We start from the raw sequence: 23,956 nt of genomic DNA, 5'->3' as shown, positions 1-23,956 counted from the left end.
CACGCGATCGCAAGTTCCGCCGGCAAGGCCGGCGCCGCCTGAAGTGGAGTCCACGATCCTGAAGTCTTGGACGGGCATCATAGTGGCGAGAAACCTGATCACGGGCGATTCGCCCGGCTTCGAATTCGAGTCTGGCTCCGCAGGCCGAGATGTGGCGTTTCGCCTGGGGTCGCAGTGAATGCGAAAGGGCGCGAAACCACCGTCCAGGAATGGACGCTCGGAGAATGCGGGCTCATGACGACCAAAATAGCCGCAGCGGATAGTTTCGACAACGATCTTGTTGTCCTCGGGCAATTACGCCGTTCATTCCCCCTTGCGGATGAACGAACGAGGCCCCACCATGCCCCCATGATCAGGCGCCTGCTTTCCCTGGGCGCCGCCACGCTCGCCGCCCTGGCGGGCGGTTGCGGCGACGGCCCGTCCACGGTTCCCGGCGGCTACCGCTCGCCGGCCACCTGGAGTTCGTTCGTCTACGCCACCAGTTCGGGGCCGCTGCTGCTGGAGGTGCGGGGCGATCCGTTCGGAACCGGCACAGCGCGCCTGGAGGCGGCGGTGGCCGCCAGCATGGCCGCCGCCCTGCCCGGCCGTCCCTTCGCCATGACCACCGATGCGTCGCAGGCCCCGCGCCCCGCCTTCCGGGTGACGGTGGTACTGGGACCGGCCAGGGATCTGGACGACCGCGACATCTGCGCCGGCCGCGCCGTTCCCGTCACATCCTCGCCGGGCGATGGCGGGCGGGTCGACGTGGCCGCCGCCTTTTGCGACGGGTCGTCGCTGCTGTCGTCCAGCCGCGGCTGGGTGGCCAAGGTCGAGGATATCGACGACCGGCGGTTTCGCCGAATGCTGGAGCAGATCGCCCGCGACCTGATGGGCGATCCCCAGTGACGGGCGGCGGCGGCGACGCCGAATCGCGGCTGACCGGGCTGGAGACCGCCCTCGCCCATGCCGAGGCGGCGCTGGCCGACCTGTCCGACATGGTGGCAGTCCAGGCCGGCGAAATCGAGTCCCTGCGCCGCGACAACCGCCGCCTTCAGATCCGGATCGAGCGGCTGGAAAGCGGATTCGACGAGCCGGACGAGGCCGGCGAACGATTCATTCCGTGACTCTCCGCCGTTTTCGGGCTAGAGTGAGACACTTCTGTTCAGCCAGAAAGGCAGGACCATGGACGTTTCATCCGTCGGCGTCGCGAACTCGGCGCAATATCTCCAAAAGGCCCAGACCAAGCTGGAGGGGCCTTTTGATCCCGCGAAACAGCAAGATCAGGCCGCCCGCGTCGCCGCCCAGGTGATCGCGCAGGCTCCGCCGCCTCCCCCGCCGCCATCCGCCGCCGCCGAAGTCAGCAAACAGGGCGTCGGACGGGTGTTCGACATCAAGGTCTGATCCGTCGGGGTGAAAGCCGCCACCATCGCCGGGCGACGTCCTCGTCCGCCCGGCGGACGCGGGTGGCGTCGCCCTGCGGCCAGACCAAGCGGTGATCCCTCCGCCCGGCCGGCGGGGGGCTTTTCTGCGTGGCCGGCCGAATCGTTCAGATGATCTTGCCCTCGCCGTCTTCGAACACCCCCGACACCCCCGACAGGTACGAACGCAGCGAGCGGCGGTCCAGCAGCTTGTCCTGGGCGGGTGCCGGCAGGTCGGTGAAGGCGATCACCCGCTTTTCGATCAGCACCGCCACCAGATCCTCGACCACGCGGATGAAGGCGAGATCCGAGGCGAGAAAGCGCGACGACGCCCGCTCGCCGGCGGTGTCGCGAAACAGGAAGTCGAGCACGTCGGGATGGCTGGCGGGAAGGCTTTCCCCCACGCCTTCGGCGGGATGCTCGAACAGGCCGACGACTCGGCCGTCGCCATCGCGGCTGACATAGGGCATGGCGCTGTTTCCCTCCTACTCGTCCTTCTTGACGGCGACCGCCTTGGGCTTCCAGGTCACGACGCTAACCGGCTTGCCGGTCTGGGAGCGCAGCACGCGGGGCTTCACCACCTGATCCACATGGTCGATTCCCCCCGGCGCCTTGGTGCGGGCGGCGGCCTCGGTGGTGTAGAACCTGACGATCTCGTCAAAGGGAATTTCCTCGTTGACGCCCTTGGCCATGGCCAGGGCCACCGGGGCGTGCTCGGCCACCTTCCGGGTCAGCTGGTCGGCGGAATACTGGCCGAAGCGCCGCCAGATCCCCTCAAGGAAGTGGCGCACCTGATCGCTGAGGGGGTTGCCCTCGATCATCAGCGGCCGGCCATATGCGAAAGCGTGGAACACGGTAGGCTCCACCGGTCCGAAGGCGTCGGTGACGAAGGTCGCCGGCATCAGCTTGCGGCCGTGATAGGCCACGGCGAAATAGGCCTGCGACAGATACAGCAGGCGATGCAGCTTCTGCGGCTGGATGTATTCCCGGTCGTTGAGCGCCTGATCCGACAGCCAGAACACCACGTCGAGACAGGACTTCACCGCAATGGGCATGCTTTCTCCTCCGTCGCCCCATGATAACGTCCCCCCGCAGCCCCCGCCAGACCATTGACCATTGCCCGGATGCACTTCACCCTGGAGCGGCACGGTCGAAAGGTGAATGCATGAGGATCAGGCTGACGGTCAACGGGGCCGGGGTGGAGGCCGACATCGAACCCGCCACTCTGCTGTCGGCCCTGCTGCGCGAACGGCTGGGCCTGACCGGCACCCATCAGGGATGCGATACCGGCCAGTGCGGCGCCTGCACCGTCCATGTCGACGGCCGCGCCGTCAAGTCCTGCCTGATGCTGGCGGCCCAGGCCGACGGCCGCCGGGTGCTGACCATCGAGGGAGTCGCCGAAGGGGAAGCCCTGCATCCGGTGCAGCGGGCCTTCCGCGACCGCCACGCCCTGCAATGCGGCTTTTGCACTCCGGGCATGGTGATGACGGCGCTGGATCTGGTCGGACGTCTCGACACCGCCGACGAGGGGGCCATCCGCCACGGCCTCGCCGGCAATCTGTGCCGCTGCACCGGCTACCGCCCCATCGTCGAGGCCATCGCCGAATCGATCCGCGCCCGCCGGGGGGACGGCTGATGCATCCCTTCCGCTATCTTCGTCCCGAATCCGCCGCCGAGGCCGTCGCCGCCCGGGGCGAGGACGACGAGACCCGCTATCTGGCCGGCGGCCAGAGCCTGCTGCCGGCGCTGAAACTGCGTCTCGCCCACCCCTCGGTCCTGATCGACATCGCCCGCCTGCCGGAACTGCGCACCCTGCGCCGCCATCAGGGTGGCCTGGAGGCCGGCGCCGCCCTGACCCACGCCGAGATCGCCGGCCTGGACGACATTCCCGCCCTGGCCGCGCTGGCCGGCTCCATCGGCGACCTGCAAATCCGCAACATGGGAACCCTGGGGGGATCGCTGGCCCATAACGATCCCGCCTCGGACCACGCCGCCGCCGTGCTGGGCCTGGGCGCCACCGTCCGCACCGACCGGCGGGAAATCGCCGCCGACGGCTTCTTCCTCGACATGTTCGAGACGGCGCTGGAACCGGACGAGCTGATCGTGTCGGTGAATTTCCCCCGCCCCCGCCGGGCCGGCTACGCCAAGGTCCGCAACCCCGCCTCGGGCTATCCGGTCGTCGGCGTGTTCGTCGCCGAGACCGACGGCGGAATCCGGGTGGCGGTGACCGGGGCCGGCGGCTGCGTTTTTCGCCTTCCGGATTTCGAGGCGGCGCTGGCCGACAATTTCCGGCCGGGCGCGCTGGCCGGGCTGGCGACGCCGGTCAATGGTCTCAACCGCGACATCCACGCCACCGCCGAATACCGCGCCCACCTGATCGGCGTGCTGGCGGGCCGCGCCGTGGAGCGCTGCCGATGACCCGCGTCGCCGGCATCGTCCTGGCGGCCGGCAGCGCCCGCCGCATGGGACGCGACAAGCGGCTGGAGAAGGTCGGCGGCGTCCCGATGGTCCTGCTGGCGGTCGAGGCCGCCCTTGGCGCCGGCCTCGATCCGGTGGTGGTGGTGACCGGACCGGAACCGCTGGCGCTGCTGCCCGCCACCGTCGCGGCCGTCGCCAATCCCGCCCCCGAGCGCGGCATGGCCTCGTCCCTGGCCCTGGGGGTGGCGGCGCTGCCCGAGGATGCCGGGGCGGTGGTGGTGCTGCTGGCCGACATGCCCCGCGTCGCCGCCGCGCATGTGGACGCCCTGACGCGGGCGTTCGACCCGGCGGCGGGCCACGAGATCGCGGTGCCGGTCCACGGCGGCCGGCGCGGCAATCCGGTCCTGCTGGGCCGGCGCTTCTTCGCCGAGATGCGGGGCTTGACCGGCGACAAGGGCGCCAGGGGGCTTCTGGTCCAGCATGCCGCCCTGGTGGCGGAGGTCGAGTGCGACGATGCCGTCCTGATGGATGTGGACACGCCGGAGGACCTCAAGATGGTGGAGCCAGGATCGTGACAATCGCCGCCATCCGCGCCGCGTTCCCGGTCCTGTCGCGCGCCGGCTTTCACTATCTCGACAATGCCGCCATGGCGCAATGCCCGGGAACGGTGGTCAAGGCCGTCGCGGCCCACGACCTGACGGCGCGGGCCAACGTCCATCGCGGCCTGCACGAACTGGCGCGCCGCGCCGACGAGGCCTATGACGGCGCCCGCGAACGGGTGGCCGCCTTCCTGTCGGCCGGGGCGGACGAGGTGGTCTTCACCGGCGGCTGCACCCTGGCCCTGAACATCGTCGCCCTGGCCCTGGAGGAGCGGATGCAGGCCGGCGACCGCATCGTGGTCTCGGCGGCCGAGCACCATTCCAACCTGCTGCCCTGGCTGGCCATGGCCAGGCGCAAGGGGCTCGACGTCGCCGTCATTCCGGTCAACCGTGACGGCCGGCTCGATCTTTCCGACCTGTCCATGATCGACCGGCGCTGCAAGGTGGTGGCGGTGACCCATGCCTCCAACGTCACCGGCGCCGTCACCGACATTCCCCGTCTGGCCGGGGCCGCCCACGCGGTCGGGGCGGTGCTGGCGGTCGACGGCGCCCAGCGGCTTCCCCACGGCCCGGTGGACCCCAGGGAATTGGGTGCCGATTTCTACGCCTTCGCCGGCCACAAGACCTATGGCCCGACCGGAATCGGCGTGCTGTGGGGCCGGCGCGAGGCGCTGGAAACCCTGCCGCCGGCCTTGTGGGGCGGCGGCATGGTCGCCGGACTGGACGGCGATGTCCCCATTCCCCTCGACCCGCCCGCCCGCTTCGAGGCCGGCACGCCGCCGGTGGCCCAGGCGGTGGGGCTTGCCCGCGCCCTGGACTGGATGGCCGGGCTGGACTGGCCGGCGGTGAGGGCTCACGAGGCGGCGCTGACCCGGCGCCTGCTCGACGGGCTTGCCGGCCGCGACGGCATCCGTCTGGTCGGGCCGGCCGACCTTGCCGACCGCCTGCCGGTGGTGTCCTTCGCGGTGGAGGGCTGCCACCCCCACGACCTGTCGCACCTGCTGGCCGAGCGCGGCGTGGCGGTGCGCGGCGGCGCCCATTGCGCCCGGCCGCTGATGTCGGCCCTTGGCCTGGACGAGGGATGCGTCAGGGCCAGCCTGGCCCCCTACAACGACGAAACCGACGTCGACGCCCTGCTGAGCGGGCTCGACCATGCCATTGGGGTTTTGCGATGAGCGACGATCTGTACCAGCAGGCCATCAAGGATCTGGCCGCCCGCGAATCGAGCCGGCTGGACCCCGCCGACGTGTCCGTCACCCTGGACAACCCCCTGTGCGGCGACCGTATCGTCGTTGACGCCCGCCTCTCCGGCGGCAAGGTCGAGGCGGTGGGCCATGCCGCCAAGGGCTGCCTGCTGTGCAAGGCAGCCGCCGCGGTGATGGCCGACAACGCCGCCGGCCGCGACGCCCAGGGCGCGGCGGAACTGCTGGATGGCGCCCGCGCCATGCTGAAGCAAGGCGCCGAGCCGCCCTTGCCCGCCCTGGCCCCCTTCCTGACGGCACGGCCGCACAAAAGCCGCCACGACTGCATCCTGCTGCCGTTCAAGGCCCTGGCGAAGGCGACTTCCCCCTAGCAATAATGCCATCATCGATAACTTGTCATCACATTCCGTTGCACTCATCCCGGCAACATTTATAATCCGTTCACCACTCTGGTGAGGCGGCATCATGACCATCGGCTGGCGGGATGAATACGCCATCGGCCATTCCGAGATCGACCAGGACCATCGCTCGCTGATGGACGCCCTTGCCGTGCTTTCGTCCGGCTATTGCGAGGCCGATCTGGTCGACACCCAGATCAAGCTGCTGGAACGCTACACAATCGAGCACTTCGCCCGTGAAGAGCAACTGATGCGCGGCATCGGCTATCCCGACATCGACGCCCACCTGGCCCTGCACGACCAGTTCAGGGACAGCGTCCGGCGCCTGCGCGCCCAGTGGGCGGCCGGATACACTCCGGAACTCCAGGCCGAGATCGCGGCGGAGCTGTCGCATTGGCTGGAAAAGCATATCCTGGCCGCCGACCACGATTACGGCGCCTGGCTTCGGAAATAGAATTTCCCGCCGTCCGGCGATATGGTGCGGGTGAACGCCGCCGAGAGGGGATTTCATGTCCAGCACCGCCGAGCCGACCACCGGGACATTGGTGTCGCGGGTGGTGCTGCCCTTCGCGGCAGGGTATTTCCTGTCCTATCTCTACCGTACCGTCAACGCGGTGCTGGCCCCCGAGATCGGCCGCAGCATCCAGTTGGACGCCGCCGATGTCGGGCTGATGACCGGCATCTATTTCATCACCTTCGCCGCCGCCCAGTTACCGCTGGGCCTGCTGCTGGACCGCTTCGGCCCCAGGCGGGTCGAATCCATCCTGCTGGCCTTCGCCGCCGCCGGCGCGCTGGCGTTCTCGCTGGCCGAGGCGGTGCCGGCCCTGGTGGTCGGCCGCGCCCTGGTGGGGTTCGGCGTTTCCGCCTGCCTGATGGCGGCGCTGAAGGCCAATGTCCAGTTCTTCCCCCCCGCCCGCCTGCCGCTGATGAACGGCATCATCCTGGGAGCCGGCGGCCTGGGCGCGGTGGCGGCCACCGCTCCGGTCCATCTCGCCCTGATGGTGACCGACTGGCGAGGCGTCTATGCCGGCGTCGCCGGATTGACCCTGCTGTCGGCAATGGCCCTGTGGCTGGCGGTTCCCGACCGCCCGACCGGGGCGGGCGGCAGTCTGGCCGCCCAGATCGGGGAAGTGGCCGAAATCTTCCGAAGCCGGGACTTCTGGCGCATCGCGCCCGCCGCCATGGCGTCCACGGGCAGCTTCATGGCCATACAGGGGCTGTGGGCCGGCCCCTGGTTCCGCGACATGGCCGGATTGTCGGCCGAGGCCGCCGCCGGCGGCCTTACCGTCATGGCCGCCGGCATGGCGGTGGGCTACCTGTCGATCGGCGCGGTGGCCGAGTGGTTCGAACGCCATGGCGTGGCCCCCATGACCCTGGGCGCCGTCGGCATGGGCATCCATGCCGTCACCCTTGGCCTGATGGCGCTGGGATGGAGCGCGGCCCCCTCGCTTCTGGCGGCGGCGTACGGCTTCTCGGGAGCCTCGGCCTCCATCTATTACGCGGTGCTGACCCGCCGCTTTCCGGTGCGGCTGGCCGGCCGGGTGAACACCAGCCTGAACCTGCTGATCTTCATCGCCGCCTTCACGAGCCAATGGGGAATCGGCTGGGTGCTGGGGCTGTGGGACAAGGCCGACGGCCACTGGCCGGCCCAGGCCTGGATGGTGGCGCTCGGCCTGCCCCTGGCGGCCAAGCTGGCCGGACTGGCCTGGCTGGCGCCGGCGTGCCGGACCTCCGGGCCGCGATGACCGAAAGACCGCGTCCGGGACCATCGGCCTCGCTGCGCTGGGGGCTGGCGCTGTCGCTGCTGCTGCACGTCGTCTTCATGGCGGCGATGTACCCCGAGCTGCTGCCCGATTTCGACCGGACCACGCCCGAGCCGGCGATGGACGTCGAACTGGTCGCGGCCCCCCCGCCGGAACCGAAACCCGAACCCGAACCGAAGCCGAAACCGGAACCGGAACCCAGGCCCGAGCCGCCGCCTCCTCCGCCGCCGCCGCCACCGCCGCCGCCGAAGCCCGAGCCCCCAAAGCCGAAGCCCGCCCTGGCGCCGCCACCGCAATTGCAGCGCGGCGCCATCGCCGAGAAATCGGCCGCTCCCAAGCCGTCGGCTCCGGGAGGCGGCATTTCGTTCGAGGCCAAGCCCGCCGCGCCGGCGGTGGGGGAATTGAGCCAAACCGCCCAGGACTTCATCCTGGCGCAGATCATCAGGATGTGGCGGTTCGATTTCGCCGCCGCCAAGGGGCGCGGTTTCGGCATGACCATAACCATCCACATCAATCGCGACGGCACCCTGACCGACGAATTGCACAAGAACGCGCCCTGGAAGCCGCAAGCGGTGATCCGGGATTACGACCGGCTGCCGGACGGCTACGTCAAGCGCGCCATGGAATCCATGCTGCTGGCGTTGAAGATGGCCCAGCCGCTGGAACTGCCCCCCGACGACGGCAAGGGCTGGCCGCGCCGCATGGTGCTGCGCTTCCGCTTTGACGATCTGTGACGCGGTTGCTATCGTCCGCTCCCCCACCCCGTCGAAGGTGATCGCCATGAGCAAGGTCAGGGTCGCGATTTTGGGCGCCAGCGGTTATACCGGCGCCGAGCTGGTGCGCCTGCTGGCGCCGCATCCCCGTTTCGCCATCAAGGCGATGACCGGCGACCGCAAGGCCGGCCAGCCCATGGCCGGAGTGTTCCCCCATCTGGCCGGCCTCGACCTGCCCGACCTGATCGCCATGGATCAGGTGGATTACGCCGGCATCGACGCGGTGTTCTGCTGCCTGCCCCACGGCACCACCCAGGAGGTGATCGCCGCCCTGCCGGGCCATGTGCGCATCGTCGACCTATCGGCGGATTTCAGGCTGTCCGACGTCGCCGCCTATGCCCAGTGGTACGGGCACGAGCACCGCGCCCCCGCCCTGCAAAAGCAGGCGGTCTACGGCCTGACCGAACTGGCGCGGGCCGAAATCGCCACCGCCCGACTGGTGGCCAATCCCGGCTGCTATCCGACCTCGGCGCAGTTGCCGCTGATTCCCCTGCTGGAAGCGGGGCTGATCTCGGCCGAGGATATCGTCATCGACGCCAAGTCGGGGGTGTCGGGTGCCGGCCGCGCCGCCAAGGAGGCCAACCTGTTCACCGAGGTCGCCGAGGGCATCCACCCCTACGGCATCGCCAGCCACCGCCACGCCCCCGAGATCGAGCAGGGGCTGTCCGAGGCCGCCGGCCGGGCGGTGATGGTCAGCTTCACCCCCCATCTGATGCCCATGAGCCGGGGCATGCTGTCGACCATCTATGCCCGCGTCACCCCCGGCAACACCGCCGGGACGTTGCGCACCGCCCTGGCCGAACGGTTCCGGGGCGAGGCCTTCGTGCGGGTGCTGCCCGAAGGCGTCGTGCCGGCCACCCGCCATGTGCGCGGTTCCAACTTCTGCCTGATCAACGTGTTCGACGACCGCGTAGGAAACCGGGTCATCATCACATCGGTCATCGACAATCTGGTCAAGGGCGCCTCGGGCCAGGCCTTGCAGAACATGAACCTGATGCATGGCTTCCCCGAATCGCTGGGACTCGACCAGCAGCCCCTGTTCCCGTGAGGATACGATGAGCAACCACGTCATGCCCTTCCAGGGTACGTCTCCCACCATCGCCGACGACGTCTTCATCGCGCCCACCGCCGTGGTGATCGGCGACGTGGTGATCGGAGCGGGCACCTCGGTGTGGTTCAACTGCGTCATCCGGGGCGACGTTCACGAGATCCGTATCGGCGAGCGCACCAACATCCAGGACGGCACTATCATCCACGTCACCGGCGGCAAGCTGGGCACCTATATCGGCTCGGACATCACCATCGGCCACGGCGCCATCCTGCACGCCTGCACCCTGGAAGACAGCTGCTTCATCGGCATGGGCGCCACCATCCTGGACGGCGTGGTGGTGGAAAGCGGCGCCATGGTCGCCGCCGGCGCGGTGGTGACCCCGGGCAAGCGCGTCAAGACCGGTGAATTGTGGGCCGGCAACCCCGCCAAGCCGATGCGTCAGCTGTCGCCGCAGGAGCAGGAGTTCTTTCCGGTCTCGGCCGCCGGTTACGTTTCGCTGGCCGGACGCTACCGCGCCGGGTAGCTTGCCGGCCGCCACGCCGATCCCTATTCTTGCGACCGGCGGATGCTGGAGGAACCATGAGCGGCACACGGCCCAGGAAAAGTCTGCTCTCCAGGCTGGCGCGGCCGTTCGCGGCCCTGGGCCGGCTGGTGGGAAGGGCGGACGAGGCCGACGCCGACGCCCCGTCGCCCGCCGACGACAAGACCCGCCACAACGTGGTGGAGGACAGCTTCACCCTGGCGCTCGACGACATGCTGAGCGAGGACGCCGGGCGGTTCCAGGCCAAGCTGCAGGTCATCTCGCTGGTGGAGTTCCGCGAGGCGGTGGGCGAGAAATGGTCCCGCCTGTCCGAAAAGGTGCTGCTGATCGCCGAGGGCGTCATCAACCTGCATCTCGGCGCCGGCAACGTCTACGGCCGCCAGGGGCGCGACTGCTTCGTCCTGCTGTTCCGCACCGTTCCCCATGCCGAGGGTCGCCGCCGCGCCGTGCAGATCGCCCAGGAACTGGGAACCCGGCTGGTCGGCGCCCAGTTCGTCGGCCACGACGCGCCGCTGGCCCTGGCCGCCGAGATCGATCTGGCCAGCGCCCTTGGCCTGGACGGCCGCCTGGACCTCGGCGCCATCGACGACGCGGTCGGCGAGATGCGCGCCATCATCGCCCCGGCCGCCAAGCCCCGGACCGCCTATCGCCCCCATCTGACCCAGCCGCAGGTCAACGCCGACGAACCCATCCGCCATTCGCCCCTGCCCGAACCGCTGCCGGAACAGCAGGATCTGCGCGCCCATCTGCGTCCGTCCAGGCTGTCGGCCAAGGATTTCGCCCCGCGCCGGTCCATGCTGCCCTCCAAGCCGGCCGAAAAGGCCGAGGCGACGCCACGGCGGGTGGCCGACCCCACCTGGACGGCGGTGGAAATGGCCGGCGACGCCAAGGCGTCGCCGGCGACCCTGGCCGAGACTCCGCCCATGCCGGGCGATGCCGCCCTGTCGCTGGCATGGCGCCCCACCTGGATGGCCGAAGGCGAGGTGATCGGCGCCTATCAGGCACAGATCCAGCGGCTTGACGCCCCCGACCACGCCCCCTACCTGGGCTGCCGCGCCTACCCGCCGGGTGGCGGCGAATCGGCGCCGACCCTGGATCGCTTCGCCATCGGCAACGCCACCCGCGAGATGCGTTCCAGCCCGGCCGCGGCCATCGTCCCGCTGCATTGGGGCTCGGTGACCTCGCCGCACCGCCTCGGCCTGATGGCCCCCTTCGCCGACCTGTCCGAGGAGATCCGCGCCAGCCGGCTGTTCATCGAACTGTTCGGCATCCCCGACGGCGCCCCCGACGCCCAACTGGCCTCGGTGGTCCAGGCATTGCGGCCGTTGTGCCGCACCGTCATGCTGCGCACCCGCCTGTCCCATCCCCGCGCCCCCCGCGCCGCCGATTGCGGCTTCGGTCTGATCGGCATCGACCTCGCCGAGTTGCCGGAGGCCGAACGCACCGACGACGACCCGTTGCTGCAAGCGCTGACCGCCCTCGTCCGGGATGCCGGAACCGCCGGCCTGGGGGCCTATGCCTGGGGCATCCGCCGCCGCAAGGTGGTGGTTGGAACCGTCCAGGGCGGCTTCGCCATGATCAACGGCCCCGGCCTGATGAAGGATCTGGCCAGGCCGGCCAAGGTCCTGCCGGCCCCCAAGTCGCGGCTGGCGGGATGAGCGTCCCTCCCCGCCCAGGCCCGATCGCCGTCATCTCCACCCTGGCCATGGCCGGGGTCATCCTTGGCGCGATCGGCGGATCGGTACTGCGCCTGGATGCCGCCCGCGACGCCGCCGCGATGGCCCTGCTGCTGTTCGTCGCGCTGGAAATCCGCCGAATTCCCATCGGCGGGCTGCGGATGCTGCTGCCGGCCATGGCCGCTGCCGTCGCCGCCCTGCTGTGGCTGCCCGAACCGCTGACGGTGCTGCGGCGCGGGCTGGCCGAGGCCGCCTTCATCACCGGGCTGTTCACCTCGCTCGGCATGCTGCGCGACGCCGCCACCTCGTCGCCGCTGGTGCAGAGCTGCGGCGAGCAGATGGTGCGCCAGCCGCCCGGCCGCCGCTATGCCGTGCTCAGCCTGGGCAGCCACGTCATCTCGCTGGCGCTGAATTTCGGGGTGCTGCCGCTGCTGGGCATGATGGTGGTCAAGGGCAACACCCTGGAAGCCGCCGGCGGCGATCCGACGGTTCTGTCCATCCGCAAGCAGCGCATGCTGTCGGCCATCCTGCGCGGTTTCGCCATGATGACGGTGTGGTCGCCGCTGGCGGTGTCGTTCGCCGTCACCCAGGGCGTCATTCCCGGCCTGCCGTGGTGGCGGCTGCTTCAAATCCAGCTGGCGTTGGCGGTGCTGCTGATGGTGCTGGGCTGGATCATGGACCGTCTCGCCTTTCCGCCCCGCGCCCGCATCCTGGTCGGCGGCGATGGCGGCGTCGACTGGCGGCCGGTCCTGCGGCTGACCCTGCTGGTGATCGCCGTGGTGACGGCGGCGGTCGGCATCGCTGAAATCCTGTCGGTCCGCATGGTGATCGGCGCCATGATCGTGGTGCCGGTGGCCGCCCTGCTGTGGCAGGTGGCGCAGCAAGGCGGCGGCGATCCGCGGACCGCCCTGCGGGCCGCCGGCGGCTTTGCCGGGCGGCTGGCCGTCAGCCTGCCCGGTTTCCGCCACGAAGTCGCCATCCTGGGCGGCGCCATGTTCCTGGGCACGGTGGTCTCGGCCTTCGTCTCGCCCGAGGCCGCCGCCCGAATGATCGCCTGGCTGCCGCTGCCGCCGGTCCTGGTGGCGGTGCTGCTGGCATGGTCGGTGATGCTGCTGGCCCAGTTGGGCATCTCGCAGATCGTCACCGTGACGGTGCTGGGCAGCGCCCTCGGCAACATGGGCGGGATCGGCCTTCATCCGCTGGTGCTGGCCAGCGGCCTGATGGGGGCCTGGGCGCTGTCGGCCTGCTCGACCCCGGTCGGAGCGGCGATCATGTCGGTGGCGCGCATGGCCGAGGTTCCGGTCAGGACCGTGGCCCGCCAGTGGAACGGCCCGTTCGTGGTGGCCGGCGCCCTGCTGCTGGGACTGTGGATGCTGGGCCTCGCCATGGTGCTGGACTCATGAGGGCCATCGCCGCGACCGCCGCGGCCGTGATGGCGCTTCCGGTCCTGGCCGTGGCGGTGCCGGCGCTGATGGACTGGTCGCGCTTGCGCCCCGAGGTGGAAGCGGCGGCCAGCGCGGCGCTGGGGCGCGCCGTGACCATCTCCGGCCCGATCTCGGCCCGGCTGCTGCCCAGCCCGGCCGCGACCCTGGACGGTCTGGCGATGGATGGCGCCTCGGCCGGACGCCTGACCATCGCGGTGAAGCTGCTGCCGCTGCTGGCCGGACGGCGCGAGATCGAACGCCTGAGCCTCAGCGACGGGCGCATCGGCCCGGTCGACGGCGTCGAGGCGTCGCTTGCCCCCGATGGCGCCATGACCGCCCGTGGCCGCCTGCCCCTGCCGAATGGCGATGTCGCCGAACTCGCCTTCGACGGCTTCACCGACCTGCGCCGGGGCGAGGGCATGCTGCGGCTGACCTCGGCCCGGCTGTCGGCGGCGGGGGCGATGACGCTGACCCCCGACGAGCTGTCGCTGCCCGAGGTGACCATGACCGTCGGCGCGTCGGCCGCCCGCGCCAGCCTGATCGCCAGCCTGGGCCACGCTCCGATGGTGGTGGACGCCACCCTGGCTGCCGATGGGATCGACCTTGACGCCGCCATCGGAGCCGAGCCCCCCCGGCCCGGCCCCACTCCGTCGGCGGCACCGGCCAACGTCCCGCCGACAACTCCGGTCTCATCGGAACCGGCCGGCTTCGCCCTGCCCGCCGGCGTCACCGTCAACCTGTCGGCCTCGGTCGGGCGACTGCGCTGGCGCGGCGTCACGCTGGAGGCGGTGGAGATCGCCGGTCTGCTCGACAACGGCCGTTTCGACATCGCCCACGCCAAGGCGCGGGGTGCGGGACCGGTACAGGCGGAACTGAGCGGAACCCTCGTCGCCCGCGACGGCCGCCCCGCCTTCGATGGAATCCTGAAGGCCGCCGCCCCGCCGCCGCGCCGCCTGCGGCTGGACTCCCCCGTCACCCTTGCGGGCGAGCGCATCGCCCTGCCCCGCCTCGTCCTGACGGTGGACGACACCCGCATCCTCGGCGACGCCACGATCACCATCGGCCCCCGCCCCGTCATCACCGCCAATCTGTCGGGCAAGGGAATCAGCGCCAGCCTGACGGGCCGGCCCGAGGACGACGGCCTGATCCTGGACTCCATCCGCGCCGGAACCGGCGACGTCGCCGTGACCGGCGGCGGCCGGCTGATCCTGACCGGCCTGCCCCGCCTGGAAGCCGACATCGCCAGCCCGGCCGTCGCCCTGGCCCCCTATCTGCCGGCCTGGGGCAAGGCGATCCGGCTGACCGACATCCGCGCCCGCGTGATCCTGTCCGACGGACAGGCCAGCGTCGAGCGGTTCGACGGCCGGATGCTGGACGGCCGGATCAGCGGCGCCGGCCGCGCCAACGAGTCCGGCGCCGCCGTCACCTTGCTGGTCAGTGGAGCCGACATCGCCGGCCTCGGCCTGAGCGCCGGCGGCCTGAAGGCCAGCAAGGGACGCCTGGACGGCGAGGCGCGGCTGTCGGCCCGCTGGACCGATCCGCTGGCCAGCCTGAACGGCGATGGCCGGATGGAGGTCAGGGACGGCGTGGTCGACGGCTTCGATCTGGCCGCCATCAACGGGCAGATGAGCCGGCTGGAAAACATCGGCAGCCTGCTCGCCCTGGTTCAGACGGGGCTGTCGGGCGGCCAGTCGCGGGTATCGTCGCTGTCGGCCCCCTTCACCATCGCCAACGGAGTGGTGGACAGCCGCGACATCAAGATGGTGGCGGAAGGTGGCGGCGCCACCGGCACCGCCGTCCTCGACCTGCCGAAGGACCGCATCGACGCCCGCCTCGCCTTCCGCCTGTCGGCTCCCGACACGCCGCCGCTGGGCCTGCGGCTGGAAGGGCGGCTGGGATCACCCGGCAAGACCATCGACATCAACGCCCTGCAACGCCATCTGGTGGAGCGCGGCCTGGGCAGGGCGCTGAAGGGCAAGGGCGGCGGCCTGATCGAATCGCTGCTGGGAATCAAGCCGCGCCAGAACAGGGAATAGCTAGCTAAATCGTGCAGGTGGCCAGGTTGACCAGGAAGCCGCCGATCAGATGATGGGGATCGACGCCGAATTCCTTGCGGAAGGTGGCATCGTCCCTGGACGACAGTTCGGCCAGGGGATCGAACAGGGCATGGAAGAAGGCGCAGAATTCGTGCTCGCCGAATACGATGGGTTCCTCGTTGGGGTCATGCTCGCGGGTGACGAAGGCGTTGGACGCCAGGCTGATGGAGGTGGGGCAGTTCTGCATCAGCTTGATGAACCAGTCCTTGCGCAGGTCATAGCGCTTGAACGACGCCGCGATGTGCACCAGCGTGCGCCACAACACGATCTTGGCCTCGCCGTCGTCGTAAAAGGCGTCCCAGGTGAAATGGTCCCCCAGGTCGTCCCGTAGCGCCCCGATGATGGAGGCGCAGCGCTCGGCATGGGCGTCGACCTCGTCGCCCAGCGCCATGTGAAGGAAATTGAGGATGTTGGGAACCAGGGCGCGATCCAGCACCCCGCTCTCGAACAGGGGGCTCAGCGGATGCATGACCAGACGGCCGAAGGCGTTGTTGCGGCGCTGCTCGCGCTTGTCGCCCTCGACGATCTCCATGATCTCCCGATAGGAGCGATGGTAGAAATCATCGAAGGCGGTCGAGACCTTGAGCCCGGACACGATGCTCTCCAGCGCCGAGCGGCTGAGGGAATCGCGATGGGTGGCCTTTTCCACCGCCATGACCAGGGCGTCGAGGACCACGTTGGTGGTCTTGCGCAGATGCTGCGGCCCTCTGTCCCCCATGGGAATGAACCTTTCCGTGTCCTGGCGATCCAAAATGATCGCCCCTTCATTCCAATATAAAGCCGGAACCGTTTATTTTCCATAAGCCCTGGAAAGAGATACCACCATGCGCCGCGTCGCCATGCTTTCCCTTCTCGCCTGTATCCTGGCCGGGCCGGCCGCGGCGGAATCCTGCGGTCCATCCCGGGGGCGGACCGGAGAGTTCGACCATTACCTGCTCAGCCTGTCGTGGTCGCCGGCATTCTGCGCCGGACCGGCGGGACGCTCCAATCCGCAGCAATGCGATGGCGGCGCCCCCCGCCACGGCTTCGTCGTCCACGGCCTGTGGCCGCAATATTCCAGGGGAGGCTGGCCGCAATGCTGCGGCGGCCCTCCCCTGGCGCCGTCGGCGGTGCCTCCGGAGGTATCGCGGGTGATGATCGGCGGCAAGCTCCACACCCACCAATGGAACAAGCACGGGGCATGCGTCACCACCCGTCCGGACGAGTATTTCCGGCTGATCGGCGCGGCGGTGAGCCGCTACGGCCTGGGAGGAGAGGTCGGATCGGCCCGCATCAAGGTCTCGGCGCTGAAGCGCCTGTGGCCGGACCTTCCCCCGGCCGCCGTCACGGTCCGCTGCAAGGGCGCAGCCCTTTCCGAGGTGCGGCTGTGCCTCGACCGGACGCTGGCTCCCATGGATTGCCCCAAGGCCATCACCGACGGCGACAACTGCCCCGGCACGGTGACGATGAAGGAGCGGTGACTATTCCAGCCATCCGGCCAGCGCCGCCAGCACCGCCCCGGGCTGCTCCATGGGCGACAGGTGGCCCGCCCCCTCGACGATCTCCAGTCGGGCGCCGGGGATCAGTTCGGTCATCTCCCGGTGGCGGTCGGGCGGCGTCAGTGTGTCCTCGGCGCCGCACAGAACCAGGGTCGGGCAGGCGATGGCGGCAAGGCCGGGCCTTGAATCCGGCCGGGCCATGATGGCGGTCTGCTGACGAATGAAGGCCTCGGCCCCCACCGCCCGCGCCATGTCCCTGGCCAGTCCGGTGATGGCCGGATCGGCCAGCGAGGCGGCGCACAGCAGGTTGGGCAGCATGGCCGGCATGATCTTGTCAAAACCGCCAGACCGGGCGACGGCGATGGCGTCCAGGCGCCGCTGGCTCTGTTCCGGCAGGTCCGGACGGGCGGTGGTGTCCAGCAGGGCCAGGCGATCGACCCGTTCCGGCGCACGACGCATGATCTCCATGGCGACATAGCCGCCCATGGACAGGCCGGCCAGGGCGAAGCGCGGCGGCACGGCGGCCAGCACCCGCCGGGCGATGGCCTCGATGCCGTCATCCTGGGTCAGATCGCCCACCAGAACCGGGCGGGTGGCGGACAACGCCTCGGCCTGATGGGCCCACAAGCGCCGGTCGTTCAGCAGCCCGGGCAGAAGAACCAACGGAACCGGCATGGTGGATTCCTTATTTTATCAGTGCGGAGAGGTCCTTGAATTCCGGGGTGCCGGCCCGGTGCAGCCACTCGAAGATCACCATCTCGACCGTGGCGATCTCGATGCCGTTGGCCGCCATGCGGGCCATGGCGGTCTGATAGCTGAGCTCGGTGCGCGACGCACAGGCGTCGGCCACCACCACCGGGTCGAATCCCGCCGCCTTGAACCCCAGGGCGCTTTGCAGGACGCAGACGTGGGATTCGATGCCGGCGATCACCAGCCGCTTGCGGCCCAGCGCCTGAAAACGCTCAAGGATCGGGGACTCGGCAGCGCAGGAGAAGTGAATCTTTTCCATCACCGATCCCTCGGGCGCCAGTTCCAGCAGTTCGCCGACGGTATGCCCCAATCCCTTGGGATACTGCTCGCTGACCACCAGCGGCAGGTTTAGCCGCAGGGCGGCCCGCATCAGCAGGGAACAGCCGCGATAGACACGGCGGGGTTCGGACATCACCGGCGCCAGCCCTTGCTGGACGTCGACGACAAGCAGGGCGGAATGTTCGGCCGAGATCAGCATGGACGGGCTCCTTGACTATTGGGGAAAAGGTATCGGCGAGCGTCGCCGGACGCAATCGTCTCGACGATCCCCATCAGAAGTTGACTTGGCCGCGCGAACCCCTATTATCCGCCCGCATATGACACTCCCCAGCGAACATGGCCGTTCAGACGGCCCGGACAGCACTTCGATGACTTTCGAAGATCTTGGCCTCGGCTCCGAGTTGCTACAAGCTCTCGCGGAAGCGGGCTATACAACCCCCACGCCGATTCAGGCGCAAGCCATCCCGGTGGTCCTGATGGGACGCGACGTGCTGGGCTGCGCCCAGACCGGCACCGGCAAGACGGCGTCCTTCACCCTGCCGATGATCGAGATCCTGGCGGCCGGCCGCGCCAAGGCGCGCATGCCGCGCTCGCTCATCCTGGCGCCGACCCGCGAACTGGCGGCCCAGGTGGCCGACAATTTCGACAAGTACGGCAAGTACCACAAGCTGAACAAGGCGCTGATCATCGGCGGCGAGTCCATGAGCGACCAGGTCGCCCTGCTGGACCGCGGCGTCGACGTGCTGATCGCCACGCCCGGCCGCCTGCTCGACATGTTCGAGCGCGGCCGCATCCTGCTCAACGACGTCAAGGTCCTGGTGATCGACGAAGCCGACCGCATGCTGGACATGGGCTTCATCCCCGATGTGGAACGCATCGTCGGCCTGCTGCCCAAGATCAGGCAGACCCTGTTCTTCTCGGCGACGCTGGGGCCGGAAATCCGCCGCCTCGCCGACGCCTTCCTGATGAATCCGAAGGAGATCACCACATCTCCCGGCACGTCGACCGCCACCACGGTGGTCCAGGCCATGGCGGTGGTCGAGGAAATCGACAAGCGGGAAACCCTGCGCCACCTGATCCGCATCGAGGAGGTGAAGAACGCCTTCATCTTCTGCAACAGGAAGCGCGACGTGGACGTGCTGTACCGCTCGCTCAAGAAGCACGGCTTCGACGTGGTCCAGTTGCACGGCGACATGGCCCAGTCGGCCCGCAGCGAGACCCTGGACAAGTTCAAGAAGAACGAAGCCCGCCTGATGGTGTGCTCCGACGTCGCCGCCCGCGGCATCGACATCTCGGCGGTCAGCCACGTCTTCAATTTCGACGTGCCCATCCATGCCGAGGATTACATCCACCGCATCGGCCGCACCGGCCGCGCCGGCATGGCCGGACATGCCTTCACCATCGCCACCCCCGACGACGGCCGCTTCGTCGCCGCCATCGAGAAGCTGATCGGCAATCCTATTCCCCGCATCGAGGTCGAGGGCGTCCCCGCCCTGGAACTGGACATGTCGGCCCGCAAGGGACGCGGCGGACGCAGCGGCGGCAAGCCCGAACGCGGCGGCGACAAATCCGAGCGCGGCCCCAAGCCCGAGCGCGCCGAACGCCGCCCGCGCAAGCCTCGCGACGAAAGCGTCGAGACCGCCAAGGTGGAGGTCGTCGCCCTGGACGCGCCTCAGCCCGAACTGGCCGATCCGCCCCGGCGCGAGCCCCGCCCCGCCCGCGTTCGCGAGGAACGCCCCCACGAGGAACGTCCCCGCGAGGAACGCTCCCGCGACGACCGGGGTGGACGGGGCCGTGGCCGCGAGGACCGCGGCGGCCGTCGGCGCGGACGCATCGACGAACTGGGCATCGGCGAGATGCTGCATCCCGATGGCGTCATCGGGTTCGGCGATCATCCGCCGGATTTCATCTTCGTCACCGTGCCGCTGCCGGCCAAATCCCCGGCCCGCGACAAGGCGGACGCGGATTCCGACGAGTCCGAGGCCTGACCGGCGGGGCATCGCCCCGCCTTTCCCAAGGGAGACGCCAGGATGCAGACCATCTTCGTCCAGGTGAAATGCGAATTGGGCGCCACCTACAAGGTGGCCGACGCCGCCGTGGATATCGAACAGGTGTCCGAGGTCCACTCCATCTCGGGCCAATACGACCTGATGCTGAAATGCTATCTGGAAAGCGACGCCGATATCGGCATGTTCGTTGCCGACGTGATTCAGCGGCTGCCCGGCGTCAAGGACACCTTCACCCTGATCGCCTTCAAGGCCTTCTCATAGGCCGCTCTTCAGCGGGCAGGCGCCACGAGGCGCCCGCCTGCAAATCCCCTTGCGTCCCTACTTCGCCTTCGACAGCAACGCCTCCGGCGGAATCAGGTGCTGGTGCAGCGCCGCGTCGGTCTTGCCTTCCAGCCCGAAGGCCACCGCCATCACCTGGCTGTAGAACAGCACCGGATAATTGAAGTCGGTGCCGAAGGCCTTGTTGATCTGCGGCTGATACATTTCCAGGTTGGTCTGGCACAGCGGGCAGGGCGTGACCACGGCCTCGGCACCCGAGGCCTTCACCTCGTCCAGGATGTCCTTCATCAGGTGCAGGGTCTTGTCGGGACTCATGACGCTGACCGAACCGCCGCAGCACTTGGTCTTGCCCTTGAACGGCACCGCCTCGGCGCCGCAGGCGGCGATGAAGTCGTCGAGGAAGCTGGGATCGTCGTAGGTCTCCCAGGTGCCGCCGCGCTCGGTGTTGGCGAAGGGCCGCACCGTCTGGCAACCGACCCAGCCGGCCATCTTCATGCCGGTCAGGGGATTGGTCACCTGCTCCTTCACCTTGTCGACGCCGATATCGTTGACGATGACCTCGCAGGCATGGCGGACGTGCAGGCCGCCGTCATAGGACTTTCCGGCCTCGGCCAGCGCCTCGTTGACCTGGGCCTTCAGCGTCGGGTTCTCGCGGATCTTCTCGTTGGTGTAGTGGCTGTTGAGATAGCAGGCGGCGCAAGGCGTGACGAAATCCTCGCCCCCTGCCGCCTGGGCGTTGGCCAGATTGCGGCCCGACAACGCCGCCTGCCCCAGATGGCCGCCCTCGATATGGCCGACCGAGGCGCCGCAGCAGTTCCAGTCCTCGACGTCGCGAAGCTGAACGCCCAACTTGCCCATGACGGCGCGCAAGCTGGTATCCAGATGAACCGCCGAAGCCTGCGACGAGCAGCCGGGATAATAGGACATGGTCTTGGTCATGGCTGGTCTACCCCTGCTTGCCGTGATCGCGGGCCTCGATCTCGGCCGCCTTGGCCAGGACCTTGTGCAACTCGCCGGTGTTCTTGCACGCATGCGGCATGCCGAGATGCATGCGCTTGGTCTTGATCATGCCGAGCGCGATGGGCAGGTTCGCCATGCCGCGCTTGTAGCCCTCGGCCATGCCGAAGCTGAAATAATACTTGCCGGTCACCAGCCGCTCGTCGGTGCGGCCGTACTTGGCCGCCGACCACCAGAACGCCTTGGCGAAGCGGGCGTTGTCGCTGTTCCTGGCCTCGGCATAGCCTTCGCGCACCGCCACGGTGGCGAGATCGTGCAGGATATAGGCAACCGGCACCTTCCTGGGGCAGCGCACCACGCAATTGTAGCAGGATACGCAGTTCCACAGGGTGTTGGAGGTCAGCACCGCCTCCTTCATGCCGGCGCGGATCATCATGAACAGCTTGCGCGGGCCGTGATCCATCTGGGTGCCGATGGGGCACGAGCCCGAACAGGTGCCGCATTGCATGCACAGCGCCAGACGGTCGCCGCCGTCGACGTTGTCGTAGACCCAGCGGGCGAAGGACAGGTCGTATTTCTTCGATGGCGTGGGGGACAGGGCGGTCATGCTCAGAACCCCTTGAACGGATTGAAGCCGATGGCGGTGATCTGCTCGACGAAGGCGTCGATCACCTTGGGCAGGCGGTCTGCGTCGGCGATGGAGGCCTCGGCCTGGGTGACGCGCTCGGGCTCCAGCATCATGCTCTTCAGGGTCTCGCCGACCTTGGACAGGCGTTCCGCCGCCATGGCCGAGCCCTTGACGAAGTGGCACTGGTAGTCGTCGCCGGGCTTGCAGCCCATCATCATGACGCCGTCATAGCCCACCGACAGCGCATCCGAGATGCACAGCAGAGAAACCGAGCCCAGGCAGCGCACCGGCACGACGCGAACGTGGGCCGACCACTGGTTGCGCTTGATGCCGGCCATGTCCAGCGCCGGAATGGCATCGTTCTCGCAGGCCATGATCAGGATGCGCGGCTTGCCCGAGAACTCGTCGGGAATCTTCACCGACTTGATCATGGAAGACAGCATGTCGACCGAGTAGTTGTCGAAGCTGATGGTCCGGACCGGGCAGGCGCCCATGCAGGTGCCGCAGCGGCGGCAGCGGGTGGAATTGACGATGGGATAGGTCTGCTCGTCCTCGTCGATGGCGCCGAACGGGCATTCCACGGTGCAGCGCTTGCACTTGGTGCACTGGTTCAGGTTGATCTTCGGATACGACAGATCGCCGACGCGGGGATGCAGCGCCGCGCCGGCCGAGGCCGAACGCACCGCCTGCACCGCCTTCAGCACCGCGCCCGAGGCGTCTTCCGCCGCCTCGGCCCAATCCATCGGACGCCGCACCGGACCGGCGGTGTAGATGCCGGTGCGCCGGGTCTCGTAGGGGAAGCAGATGTAATGCGAATCGGCGAAGCCGTCATGCAGCACCGGCAGGTGCGGCCCCTGGCGATATTGCAGATTGAGCAGCGAGCCGCCCTCGGGCACCGCCTGTTCCCGCTTGGCGTGGGCCGGCGGCGCGTCGCCGCAATAGCCCGCCACCGGGAACGGCGCTTCCGGATCGACGTCGCCGGCCAGTTGCTCGGCCCCGGTTTCGGGGGCGGGCTGGTCGGGATTGGTCGAATTGGGCACCATGCCGGTGGCCAGAACCACCATGTCGAGGCCGGCCAGCGGCACGTCCTCGCCGATCAGCTCGTCGGCGACGGTCACGGTAAGATCGGCCCCCACCGTCTTGACCTTGCCCTTCATGAAGATGACGCCGGCCGACTGGGCGGTACGGTACAGTTCCTCCATCACGCCCGGCGTGCGCATCTCCTGATAGACCACGTAAGCATTGGTGTCGGGCTCGGCCTCGATCAGTTCGAGGGCCTGCTTCAGCGACGAGGCGCAGCACACCGACGAGCAATAGGGCAGATGGTCGGGATCGCGCGACCCGGCGCACTGGACGAAGGCCACCGACTTGACCGGGGCGCCGTTGGACTTGCGGGCGACCTTGCCGGCCTTCAGCATGGCTTCCAGCTCGACACCGGTCACCACGTCGGGCGAGGCGCCATAGCCGAGATGGCCCAGTTTGGAGGCATCATAGGGCCGCCAGCCGGTGGCCACCACGATGGCGCCCACCGTCTCGACACTGCCGTCGGACAGGTTGACCATGAAGCGGCCGGGCATGCCCGAGGTCTGGGTGACGGTGCAGCCGAGCCGTGCCGAAATTTTGGACTCGGCGCCGACCCTGGCGACCAGACCGGCGATGTCGTTAACCTCGGGCTGGGCATAGGGCGGACGATACGGCAGGCGCTTCGACGCATCGAGGGCACGGCCGCCGAGGCGATCCGATTTTTCCAGCAGCAGCACCTCGTGCCCCAGCGCCGCCGATTGCAGGGCGGCCTCCAGGCCGGTGACGCCGCCGCCCATCACCAGGATGCGCGACGACCACTCCCCCTCCACATAGGGTTCCGGCGCCTTGACCTTGCCGGCCTGGGTCAGGACCATGCGCACGGCATCCTCGGCCAGCGCCTGGGTGTCCTCGTGATTGGGGGCGTGGCTCCAGGTCACCTTCTCGCGCAGATCGGCGCGCAGCACCTGGATGGGCTCGAAGCCGAAGCGGTCGGTCATGACGCGGGCCGAACAGGCGGCGATGGCCACCTGATTGACGCCCGCCTCGATGTCGGCCCTGATCATGGCGACACCCTCGTCGCCGCACAGGCAGGCGTGGGTCCTGGAGTCCAGCTTGAACTCCTTCTTGGCGACGCCTTCCAGCAACGCCACGTCCACCGATTCCCCGATGCCGCAGCCGCTGCACAGGTAAATCCCGGTCTTCCTCTCGGTCATG

General features: G+C 69.0%; 27 protein-coding genes. 19 read left to right on the top strand and 8 right to left on the bottom strand.

All coding sequences use genetic code 11. The features are described 5' to 3' along the window. The first annotated feature begins 348 nt into the window (after positions 1-348). The 3 genes from MTBSS4_RS15560 to MTBSS4_RS15550 are packed head-to-tail and all read left to right on the top strand — an operon-like array spanning position 349 to position 1,380. Complete coding sequence (locus tag MTBSS4_RS15560; RefSeq protein WP_173984308.1) at positions 349-885, top strand: hypothetical protein; 537 nt, start codon at positions 349-351, stop codon at positions 883-885. Further along, positions 882-1,103 carry a SlyX family protein gene (locus MTBSS4_RS15555; protein ID WP_173984307.1) on the top strand — a complete coding sequence of 74 codons (222 nt, stop codon included), beginning with the start codon at positions 882-884 and terminating at the stop codon, positions 1,101-1,103. Before MTBSS4_RS15560 ends, MTBSS4_RS15555 begins: the two co-directional genes overlap by 4 nt. A 58-nt stretch (positions 1,104-1,161) precedes the next feature. Beyond that, a complete protein-coding gene (locus MTBSS4_RS15550; RefSeq protein ID WP_173984306.1) occupies positions 1,162-1,380 on the top strand; it encodes a hypothetical protein in 219 nt (72 codons plus the stop codon). A gap of 145 nt (positions 1,381-1,525) precedes the next feature. Here MTBSS4_RS15550 and MTBSS4_RS15545 read toward each other — a convergent pair whose 3' ends face one another. After that, positions 1,526-1,867, bottom strand: coding sequence for a hypothetical protein (locus MTBSS4_RS15545; RefSeq protein WP_173984305.1), 342 nt, complete (start codon positions 1,865-1,867; stop codon positions 1,526-1,528). A gap of 15 nt (positions 1,868-1,882) precedes the next feature. Then, the gene (locus tag MTBSS4_RS15540) at positions 1,883-2,452 is read right to left on the bottom strand and encodes a Panacea domain-containing protein (protein ID WP_173984304.1); all 570 of its coding nucleotides are present in this window, start codon (positions 2,450-2,452) and stop codon (positions 1,883-1,885) included. 110 nt (positions 2,453-2,562) lie between these two features. On the opposite strand from MTBSS4_RS15540, the gene MTBSS4_RS15535 reads away from it, so the two are divergent. The 13 genes from MTBSS4_RS15535 to MTBSS4_RS15475 all read left to right on the top strand — a co-directional run bounded on the left by MTBSS4_RS15535 (position 2,563) and on the right by MTBSS4_RS15475 (position 15,278). Beyond that, the gene (locus MTBSS4_RS15535; protein ID WP_173984303.1) at positions 2,563-3,033 is read left to right on the top strand and encodes a (2Fe-2S)-binding protein; all 471 of its coding nucleotides are present in this window, start codon (positions 2,563-2,565) and stop codon (positions 3,031-3,033) included. After that, positions 3,033-3,815, top strand: coding sequence for a xanthine dehydrogenase family protein subunit M (locus tag MTBSS4_RS15530; protein WP_173984302.1), 783 nt, complete (start codon positions 3,033-3,035; stop codon positions 3,813-3,815). Before MTBSS4_RS15535 ends, MTBSS4_RS15530 begins: the two co-directional genes overlap by 1 nt. After that, positions 3,812-4,390 (top strand): NTP transferase domain-containing protein, encoded by a 579-nt coding sequence (locus MTBSS4_RS15525; RefSeq protein ID WP_173984301.1) that lies wholly within the window; start codon positions 3,812-3,814, stop codon positions 4,388-4,390. Before MTBSS4_RS15530 ends, MTBSS4_RS15525 begins: the two co-directional genes overlap by 4 nt. Next, the gene (locus MTBSS4_RS15520; protein WP_254432587.1) at positions 4,387-5,589 is read left to right on the top strand and encodes an aminotransferase class V-fold PLP-dependent enzyme; all 1,203 of its coding nucleotides are present in this window, start codon (positions 4,387-4,389) and stop codon (positions 5,587-5,589) included. Before MTBSS4_RS15525 ends, MTBSS4_RS15520 begins: the two co-directional genes overlap by 4 nt. After that, positions 5,586-5,987: an iron-sulfur cluster assembly scaffold protein gene (locus MTBSS4_RS15515; protein ID WP_173984300.1), complete on the top strand. Its 402-nt coding sequence runs from the start codon at positions 5,586-5,588 to the stop codon at positions 5,985-5,987. The genes MTBSS4_RS15520 and MTBSS4_RS15515 overlap by 4 nt, the downstream gene beginning before the upstream one ends. A gap of 94 nt (positions 5,988-6,081) precedes the next feature. Next, on the top strand, positions 6,082-6,468 hold the full coding sequence (locus MTBSS4_RS15510; protein ID WP_173984299.1) for a bacteriohemerythrin: 387 nt from the start codon (positions 6,082-6,084) through the stop codon (positions 6,466-6,468). A gap of 55 nt (positions 6,469-6,523) precedes the next feature. Beyond that, the gene (locus MTBSS4_RS15505; RefSeq protein WP_173984298.1) at positions 6,524-7,759 is read left to right on the top strand and encodes a nitrate/nitrite transporter; all 1,236 of its coding nucleotides are present in this window, start codon (positions 6,524-6,526) and stop codon (positions 7,757-7,759) included. Further along, positions 7,756-8,511 carry an energy transducer TonB gene (locus MTBSS4_RS15500; RefSeq protein WP_173984297.1) on the top strand — a complete coding sequence of 252 codons (756 nt, stop codon included), beginning with the start codon at positions 7,756-7,758 and terminating at the stop codon, positions 8,509-8,511. Before MTBSS4_RS15505 ends, MTBSS4_RS15500 begins: the two co-directional genes overlap by 4 nt. Before the next feature lie 46 nt (positions 8,512-8,557). Further along, the gene (argC, locus tag MTBSS4_RS15495; protein ID WP_173984296.1) at positions 8,558-9,598 is read left to right on the top strand and encodes an N-acetyl-gamma-glutamyl-phosphate reductase; all 1,041 of its coding nucleotides are present in this window, start codon (positions 8,558-8,560) and stop codon (positions 9,596-9,598) included. A gap of 7 nt (positions 9,599-9,605) precedes the next feature. Next, a complete protein-coding gene (locus tag MTBSS4_RS15490) occupies positions 9,606-10,124 on the top strand; it encodes a gamma carbonic anhydrase family protein (protein ID WP_173984295.1) in 519 nt (172 codons plus the stop codon). A gap of 56 nt (positions 10,125-10,180) precedes the next feature. After that, positions 10,181-11,800, top strand: coding sequence for a hypothetical protein (locus MTBSS4_RS15485; protein WP_173984294.1), 1,620 nt, complete (start codon positions 10,181-10,183; stop codon positions 11,798-11,800). Continuing rightward, positions 11,797-13,221 carry a hypothetical protein gene (locus MTBSS4_RS15480; RefSeq protein WP_173984293.1) on the top strand — a complete coding sequence of 475 codons (1,425 nt, stop codon included), beginning with the start codon at positions 11,797-11,799 and terminating at the stop codon, positions 13,219-13,221. Before MTBSS4_RS15485 ends, MTBSS4_RS15480 begins: the two co-directional genes overlap by 4 nt. Further along, positions 13,218-15,278, top strand: coding sequence for an AsmA-like C-terminal region-containing protein (locus tag MTBSS4_RS15475; RefSeq protein WP_173984292.1), 2,061 nt, complete (start codon positions 13,218-13,220; stop codon positions 15,276-15,278). The genes MTBSS4_RS15480 and MTBSS4_RS15475 overlap by 4 nt, the downstream gene beginning before the upstream one ends. 4 nt (positions 15,279-15,282) lie before the next feature. On the opposite strand, the gene MTBSS4_RS15470 is transcribed toward MTBSS4_RS15475, so the two are convergent. After that, positions 15,283-16,056, bottom strand: a complete 774-nt coding sequence (locus MTBSS4_RS15470; protein ID WP_173984291.1) for a hypothetical protein — start codon at positions 16,054-16,056, stop codon at positions 15,283-15,285. A 106-nt stretch (positions 16,057-16,162) separates the two neighbouring features. Here MTBSS4_RS15470 and MTBSS4_RS15465 point away from each other — a divergent pair, with 106 nt between their 5' ends. Further along, complete coding sequence (locus tag MTBSS4_RS15465; protein WP_173984290.1) at positions 16,163-16,798, top strand: ribonuclease T2; 636 nt, start codon at positions 16,163-16,165, stop codon at positions 16,796-16,798. On the opposite strand, the gene MTBSS4_RS15460 is transcribed toward MTBSS4_RS15465, so the two are convergent. Both MTBSS4_RS15460 and MTBSS4_RS15455 read right to left on the bottom strand, forming a co-directional pair. After that, positions 16,799-17,491 (bottom strand): alpha/beta fold hydrolase, encoded by a 693-nt coding sequence (locus MTBSS4_RS15460; RefSeq protein WP_173984289.1) that lies wholly within the window; start codon positions 17,489-17,491, stop codon positions 16,799-16,801. It abuts the gene before it with no gap. Between the two features lie 10 nt (positions 17,492-17,501). Further along, the gene (locus MTBSS4_RS15455; RefSeq protein WP_173984288.1) at positions 17,502-18,044 is read right to left on the bottom strand and encodes a hydrolase; all 543 of its coding nucleotides are present in this window, start codon (positions 18,042-18,044) and stop codon (positions 17,502-17,504) included. Positions 18,045-18,213: 169 nt separating this feature from the next. Between MTBSS4_RS15455 and MTBSS4_RS15450 the strand changes: the two genes are divergently transcribed. Further along, a complete protein-coding gene (locus MTBSS4_RS15450; RefSeq protein ID WP_173984287.1) occupies positions 18,214-19,833 on the top strand; it encodes a DEAD/DEAH box helicase in 1,620 nt (539 codons plus the stop codon). 42 nt (positions 19,834-19,875) lie between these two features. Further along, positions 19,876-20,115 carry an Lrp/AsnC ligand binding domain-containing protein gene (locus MTBSS4_RS15445; protein ID WP_173984286.1) on the top strand — a complete coding sequence of 80 codons (240 nt, stop codon included), beginning with the start codon at positions 19,876-19,878 and terminating at the stop codon, positions 20,113-20,115. Positions 20,116-20,172: 57 nt separating this feature from the next. Here the strand turns inward: MTBSS4_RS15445 and MTBSS4_RS15440 are convergent, their stop codons facing one another. From MTBSS4_RS15440 to MTBSS4_RS15430, 3 genes are read right to left on the bottom strand one after another with little or no spacing between them, the layout of a single operon-like run. Continuing rightward, entirely contained in the window at positions 20,173-21,072 is a 900-nt protein-coding gene (locus MTBSS4_RS15440) for a CoB--CoM heterodisulfide reductase iron-sulfur subunit B family protein (protein ID WP_173984285.1), read from the bottom strand. Between the two features lie 7 nt (positions 21,073-21,079). After that, the gene (locus MTBSS4_RS15435; RefSeq protein WP_173984284.1) at positions 21,080-21,697 is read right to left on the bottom strand and encodes a 4Fe-4S dicluster domain-containing protein; all 618 of its coding nucleotides are present in this window, start codon (positions 21,695-21,697) and stop codon (positions 21,080-21,082) included. A 2-nt stretch (positions 21,698-21,699) separates the two neighbouring features. Beyond that, on the bottom strand, positions 21,700-23,955 hold the full coding sequence (locus MTBSS4_RS15430) for a hydrogenase iron-sulfur subunit (RefSeq protein ID WP_173984283.1): 2,256 nt from the start codon (positions 23,953-23,955) through the stop codon (positions 21,700-21,702). Position 23,956 lies beyond the last annotated feature (1 nt).

Origin of the sequence: Magnetospirillum sp. SS-4 (assembly GCF_902729425.1) — a bacterium.
Lineage (GTDB): Bacteria > Pseudomonadota > Alphaproteobacteria > Rhodospirillales > Magnetospirillaceae > Phaeospirillum.
Note: the sequence above shows the minus strand (reverse complement) of the source record. Positions and strands in the feature narration are given on the sequence as shown.

Excerpts from the sequence above, each read along its gene's own strand:
- MTBSS4_RS15460 (WP_173984289.1), bottom strand. The coding sequence starts at position 17,491 with ATGCCGGTTCCGTTGGTTCTTCTGCCCGGGCTGCTGAACGACCGGCGC.
- MTBSS4_RS15440 (WP_173984285.1), bottom strand. The coding sequence starts at position 21,072 with ATGACCAAGACCATGTCCTATTATCCCGGCTGCTCGTCGCAGGCTTCG.
- MTBSS4_RS15530 (WP_173984302.1), top strand. The coding sequence starts at position 3,033 with ATGCATCCCTTCCGCTATCTTCGTCCCGAATCCGCCGCCGAGGCCGTC.
- MTBSS4_RS15550 (WP_173984306.1), top strand. The coding sequence starts at position 1,162 with ATGGACGTTTCATCCGTCGGCGTCGCGAACTCGGCGCAATATCTCCAA.
- MTBSS4_RS15515 (WP_173984300.1), top strand. The coding sequence starts at position 5,586 with ATGAGCGACGATCTGTACCAGCAGGCCATCAAGGATCTGGCCGCCCGC.
- MTBSS4_RS15500 (WP_173984297.1), top strand. The coding sequence starts at position 7,756 with ATGACCGAAAGACCGCGTCCGGGACCATCGGCCTCGCTGCGCTGGGGG.
- MTBSS4_RS15525 (WP_173984301.1), top strand. The coding sequence starts at position 3,812 with ATGACCCGCGTCGCCGGCATCGTCCTGGCGGCCGGCAGCGCCCGCCGC.
- MTBSS4_RS15505 (WP_173984298.1), top strand. The coding sequence starts at position 6,524 with ATGTCCAGCACCGCCGAGCCGACCACCGGGACATTGGTGTCGCGGGTG.
- MTBSS4_RS15450 (WP_173984287.1), top strand. The coding sequence starts at position 18,214 with ATGACTTTCGAAGATCTTGGCCTCGGCTCCGAGTTGCTACAAGCTCTC.
- MTBSS4_RS15545 (WP_173984305.1), bottom strand. The coding sequence starts at position 1,867 with ATGCCCTATGTCAGCCGCGATGGCGACGGCCGAGTCGTCGGCCTGTTC.
- MTBSS4_RS15455 (WP_173984288.1), bottom strand. The coding sequence starts at position 18,044 with ATGCTGATCTCGGCCGAACATTCCGCCCTGCTTGTCGTCGACGTCCAG.
- MTBSS4_RS15480 (WP_173984293.1), top strand. The coding sequence starts at position 11,797 with ATGAGCGTCCCTCCCCGCCCAGGCCCGATCGCCGTCATCTCCACCCTG.
- MTBSS4_RS15540 (WP_173984304.1), bottom strand. The coding sequence starts at position 2,452 with ATGCCCATTGCGGTGAAGTCCTGTCTCGACGTGGTGTTCTGGCTGTCG.
- MTBSS4_RS15490 (WP_173984295.1), top strand. The coding sequence starts at position 9,606 with ATGAGCAACCACGTCATGCCCTTCCAGGGTACGTCTCCCACCATCGCC.
- MTBSS4_RS15465 (WP_173984290.1), top strand. The coding sequence starts at position 16,163 with ATGCGCCGCGTCGCCATGCTTTCCCTTCTCGCCTGTATCCTGGCCGGG.
- MTBSS4_RS15445 (WP_173984286.1), top strand. The coding sequence starts at position 19,876 with ATGCAGACCATCTTCGTCCAGGTGAAATGCGAATTGGGCGCCACCTAC.
- MTBSS4_RS15510 (WP_173984299.1), top strand. The coding sequence starts at position 6,082 with ATGACCATCGGCTGGCGGGATGAATACGCCATCGGCCATTCCGAGATC.
- MTBSS4_RS15560 (WP_173984308.1), top strand. The coding sequence starts at position 349 with ATGATCAGGCGCCTGCTTTCCCTGGGCGCCGCCACGCTCGCCGCCCTG.
- MTBSS4_RS15535 (WP_173984303.1), top strand. The coding sequence starts at position 2,563 with ATGAGGATCAGGCTGACGGTCAACGGGGCCGGGGTGGAGGCCGACATC.
- MTBSS4_RS15485 (WP_173984294.1), top strand. The coding sequence starts at position 10,181 with ATGAGCGGCACACGGCCCAGGAAAAGTCTGCTCTCCAGGCTGGCGCGG.
- MTBSS4_RS15470 (WP_173984291.1), bottom strand. The coding sequence starts at position 16,056 with ATGGGGGACAGAGGGCCGCAGCATCTGCGCAAGACCACCAACGTGGTC.
- MTBSS4_RS15475 (WP_173984292.1), top strand. The coding sequence starts at position 13,218 with ATGAGGGCCATCGCCGCGACCGCCGCGGCCGTGATGGCGCTTCCGGTC.
- MTBSS4_RS15430 (WP_173984283.1), bottom strand. The coding sequence starts at position 23,955 with ATGACCGAGAGGAAGACCGGGATTTACCTGTGCAGCGGCTGCGGCATC.
- argC (WP_173984296.1), top strand. The coding sequence starts at position 8,558 with ATGAGCAAGGTCAGGGTCGCGATTTTGGGCGCCAGCGGTTATACCGGC.
- MTBSS4_RS15435 (WP_173984284.1), bottom strand. The coding sequence starts at position 21,697 with ATGACCGCCCTGTCCCCCACGCCATCGAAGAAATACGACCTGTCCTTC.